This is a genomic window from Achromobacter sp. RW408 (assembly GCF_003184165.1).
Classification (GTDB): domain Bacteria; phylum Pseudomonadota; class Gammaproteobacteria; order Burkholderiales; family Burkholderiaceae_B; genus Achromobacter; species Achromobacter xylosoxidans.
In genome coordinates, this window is the sequence record NZ_QHHO01000049.1 from 615,838 (window position 1) to 619,913 (window position 4,076).

At 70.4% G+C, this 4,076-nt stretch carries 5 protein-coding genes; 3 read left to right on the plus strand and 2 right to left on the minus strand.

Features of this window, described 5'->3' with window-relative positions:
* Both DK459_RS22320 and DK459_RS22325 read right to left on the minus strand, forming a co-directional pair.
* Nucleotides 1-298, minus strand: a 298-nt coding sequence (locus tag DK459_RS22320) for a hypothetical protein (protein ID WP_110135255.1), incomplete at its 3' end; no start/stop codon positions are given.
* Nucleotides 295-1,653, minus strand: a complete 1,359-nt coding sequence (locus tag DK459_RS22325; protein WP_110135075.1) for an acyclic terpene utilization AtuA family protein — start codon at nt 1,651-1,653, stop codon at nt 295-297. The genes DK459_RS22325 and DK459_RS22320, both read right to left, overlap by 4 nt.
* A 91-nt stretch (nt 1,654-1,744) precedes the next feature.
* Here DK459_RS22325 and DK459_RS22330 point away from each other — a divergent pair, with 91 nt between their 5' ends.
* The 3 genes from DK459_RS22330 to DK459_RS22340 form a co-directional block, all read left to right on the plus strand.
* Nucleotides 1,745-2,647, plus strand: a complete 903-nt coding sequence (locus DK459_RS22330) for a LysR family transcriptional regulator (protein WP_006386424.1) — start codon at nt 1,745-1,747, stop codon at nt 2,645-2,647.
* Nucleotides 2,648-2,781: 134 nt separating this feature from the next.
* Complete coding sequence (locus DK459_RS22335; protein WP_006386425.1) at nt 2,782-3,168, plus strand: Rid family detoxifying hydrolase; 387 nt, start codon at nt 2,782-2,784, stop codon at nt 3,166-3,168.
* Nucleotides 3,169-3,303: 135 nt separating this feature from the next.
* Nucleotides 3,304-4,076, plus strand: a 773-nt coding sequence (locus DK459_RS22340; protein ID WP_370445618.1) for an OB-fold nucleic acid binding domain-containing protein, incomplete at its 3' end; no start/stop codon positions are given.

Here is a 4,076-nt window from a genome sequence, read left to right on the forward strand (position 1 = left end):
GGAAGGAAAGGCTTTTGCCGTGCGCGTCCAGATTGAGCGCGTCGTTCACGCCGCCGTCCAGCACGCCTTCGAGCACGAAGTTCATGGCGTGCAGGGTCGGCAACAGGTAGCGGGTGACGCGGGCCGGTCGGCGATAGCCGAACCAGGCGGCCACGCGCGCTTCGGTGACCTGCTCGGCCAGCACCTCATAGCATTCGGGATCCCAGGCGATGAGGCTGAGGTTGGAGGTGTCGCCCTTGTCGCCGGAGCGGCTGTGGCCCAGGCGGTAGAGGGGCACGGAGGTCAGGGCTGGGTTCATTGCGGGATCTCGTCCAGGAAGCGCCAGCCGCTGGTTACGGCCTCGCGGGGAATGGTGCAGGACACCATGTTCAGGCGCGGGCGCAGCGCGGTGCGCACGCCGCCGCCGCCGGCCGGGCCGCAGGTATAGAGCGCCGTGACCTCGCGCAGCACGCGTTCGGCGATGGCGCGCTCGGCGTGCTCGCCGGCGATGCGCAGGCGCACGTCGCGCGCCTGGCCGCCGGGATGGTCGTGGCGCAGGGCGCCCGTGTCGTTGTCCAGGATGCTGATGGCGCCGATGAGGTCGGCGCGCAGGCGCAGCGCCGATCCGAGACGCTTGTGCACGATGTCGGCGGCCAGCCGCGCGCGCGCCTCGGCCTGCACGCCGGCGTATGAAATTTCGGCCTCGGCCAGCCAGCCGCCGTGGTGGCAGACGTTGACCTTGAGTTCGGCCGGGCGCGCGTGGCCGGTGATGCCGCGCACGGCGACACGGTCGCGGCCCAGTTCCTCGACGCGCGCCTGGCTCAGGTCGGCGGTCACGTCGGGGGTCAGGTAGCGCGCGGGATCGTGCACCTCGTACAGCAGTTGTTCCTTGATCGTGCGGGCGTCCACCATCCCGCCGGTATCGGCGGCCTTGCCGATGACGAACTCGCCGTCGGCGTGGATCTCGGCGATGGGAAAGCCCGCGGCATGCACGTCCGGCACTTCCTTCAGGCCCGGCACGCAGAAGTAGCCGCCGGTGACCTGCAGGCCGCATTCGAGCATGTGGCCGGCCATGGTGGCGCGGCCCAGGCGCGGCCAGTCATCGTGGCGCCAGCCGAAGTGGGCCAGCGCCGGACCCAGTGTCAGCGACGGGTCGGCGACGCGACCGGCGACGACGATCTGTGCGCCGGCGGCCAGCGCCTGCGCGATCTCGGTGGCGCCCAGGTAGGCCGTGGCGCTGACCACCTCGACCCCGTCCAGCGCCGCGCCCAGGCGCTGGCGCAGCAGGTCGCGCTGGTCTGGTGTGTCGAGGGCGTCGCCATGGATCACGGCGATGCGCGGCGCCGGCAAGCCCTGTTGCGCGGCCAGCTCGGCGATGCGGCGCGCGGCGCCGACCGGGTTGGCGGCGCCGAAGTTGCTGACGATGGCGATGCCGTGGCGCAGGCAGTCGGCCAGCACTGGCGCCACCAGCTCGTCCAGCAACGGCTCGAAGCCGCGGCGGGGGTCGGCATTGCGCGCCAGTTGCGCCAGCGCCAGGGTGCGCTCGGCCAGGGTTTCGAAGATCAGCGTGCCGCCGCCCCGGGCGGCCAGCGTACGCACCACGGCGGCGGCGCCGTCGCTGCGGTCGCCCGAGAAGCCGGAGGCGCAGCCGATGAGCAGGGGAGAGGAAGGCATAAAAGTCGCGTAGGGGAAGCCGGAGCCCACTATAGGCAGCGCCCGCTCATCCGTAAAATAGAAATATCGGATCAATTAATCCAGAAAAACCATGAATCTATCCGCCCGGCAATTACGCGCTTTCGTGGCCCTGGCCGACGAAAGGCACTTCACCCGCGCCGCCCAGCGCTGCCACCTGACGCAGCCGGCCTTCAGCGCGTTGATCCGCCAGTTGGAAGACAGCGCCGGCCTGCGACTGTTCGACCGCAATACCCGCAATGTGGAGCTGACGGCCGAAGGGCGCGTGCTGGATGCCTCGGCGCGCCGCCTGCTGGCCGACATGGACCTGGTAATGGAAGACCTGCGCGACCACGCGGCCCGTCGCCGCGGCCGGGTGGCGCTGGCCGCGCTGCCGTCGCTGGCGGCGGGCTGGCTGCCGCCGCTGCTGGCGCGGTTCCGCGAGCAGCATCCGGGCATCGCGGTGGACCTGCGCGACGCCTTGCTCGATCCGTGCCTGGACATGGTGCGCGACGGCCAGGTGGATTTCGCGGTGGCGTCGAGGCGGCCGGACATGAGCGACCTGGACAGCGAGTTCCTGTACGCCGACCGCTATTTCCTGGTGTGCCGCGCCGACCATCCGCTGGCGGCGATGGCGCGGGTGCGGCTGCGCGACGTGGCGCGCCACGCGGTGATCCAGCTGGCGCGCAACAGCAGCGTGCGCAAGCATCTGGACGCGGCCTTCGGCGCCGATGCGCCGCCGCCGGTGTTCGAGGTCGAGCACCTGGCGACCGTCACGGGACTGGTGCGGGCCGGCCTGGGGATAGCGGTGGTGCCGGCGATGACGCTGTTCCATTTCGGCGGGCCGGACCTGCGCATCGTGCCGCTGGCGGGCAAGGCGCTGCTTCGGCCGCTGTACCTGGTGTGGCGCCAGGGGCGCAGCCTGCCGCTGGCGGCCCAGGCGCTGTACGACCTGCTGTGGGCCAGCCGGGCGGAGATCGGCGCGGCGTTCCGATGACGGATTGCCCTTGCGCGCCGTGAAGTGTGGGTAACATGGAAGGCTCGGGTGGGCTCGCATGAGCCTTTCGCAAAACCCTATTGCCGATTAAAATCCGATAGTTGTAGCTATCCGTCACCAGAAGGATTCCGCCCATGAGCAAGCAAATCATCCATACCGACGCCGCGCCCGCCGCCGTCGGCCCTTACTCGCAAGCGGTTGCCGTCAGCGGCACCAAGACCGTCTACCTGTCGGGCCAGATCGGCCTCGAACCCGGCACCGGCGACCTGGTCTCCGAGAACTTCGATGCGCAGGTGCGCCAGGCGTTCGCCAACATGACCGCGGTGGTCGAGGCCGCCGGCGGCACGCTGGACCAGGTGGTCAAGCTGACGCTGTTCCTGACCGACCTGGGCAAGTTCACCGCCGCCAACGCCATCATGGCCGAGTTGATTCCGCAGCCGTTCCCGGCCCGTTCGACGGTGGGCGTGGCCAGCCTGCCCAAGGGCGCCCAGTTCGAGGTCGAGGCCATCCTGGTCCTGTAACACCACCACGCGTTTTCCCAGGGGTTTCATCCCGATATGCCGGCCGCGGCCGTGGCTACCAAGCGATCCGGCGCCGATACCAAAGGCGCCGGCAAAGCCATGACGGATACGGAGCGCAAGCTGCGTAACCTGGGTCTGGTGCTGCCCGAGGACTTCGTGCTGCACCTGCCGCTGCGCTACGAGGACGAGACCCGGGTGATCCCGATCAGCCAGTTGCGCCCCGGCTTCGCCGGCCAGGTCGAAGGCGAGATCACCAAATCCGAAGTGCTCTACCGGCCGCGTCGCCAGCTCACCGCCACCTTGGCGGACGACAGCGGCGAACTGCAATTGCGCTGGTTGAATTTCTATCCCAGCCAGCAAAAGCAGGTCACTGTCGGCAAGCGGCTGCGCGCGCGCGGCGAAGTGCGCGGCGGCCTGTTCGGACGCGAGATGGTGCATCCGCGCCTGACCAATGCCGACGCGCCGCTGCCCACCGCCCTGACGCCGGTCTATCCCAGTACCGAGGGCCTGCCGCAGCTGACGCTGCGGCGCGCCATCGCCCAGGCGCTCGACCGCGCCGACCTGTCCGATACCCTGCCGCCGCAAGCGCTGGCGCGCTACGACCTGCCGCCGTTCGCGCCGGCGATCCGCGCGCTGCACACGCCGGCGCAGGGCGAATCCGAAGCGGCGCTGCTGGACCGGGTGCATCCGGCCTGGCGTCGCATCAAATTCGATGAACTGCTGGCCCAGCAGCTGTCGCTGGCGGCGGCGCGCGCCGCGCGCCGGGTCAAGGAGGCCGAGGTGCTGCCCGTGCGCGACGAGCCGGGCGGCCTGGTGGACCGGCTGTACCAGGCGCTGCCGTTCAAGCTGACCGGCGCCCAGCAGCGCGTGGTGGCCGAGATTTCGGCGGACCTGGCGCGGCCGTACCC

Coding starts and splice junctions, on each gene's coding strand:
- DK459_RS22325 (WP_110135075.1), bottom strand. CDS start 1,653: ATGCCTTCCTCTCCCCTGCTCATCGGCTGCGCCTCCGGCTTCTCGGGC.
- DK459_RS22330 (WP_006386424.1), top strand. CDS start 1,745: ATGAATCTATCCGCCCGGCAATTACGCGCTTTCGTGGCCCTGGCCGAC.
- DK459_RS22335 (WP_006386425.1), top strand. CDS start 2,782: ATGAGCAAGCAAATCATCCATACCGACGCCGCGCCCGCCGCCGTCGGC.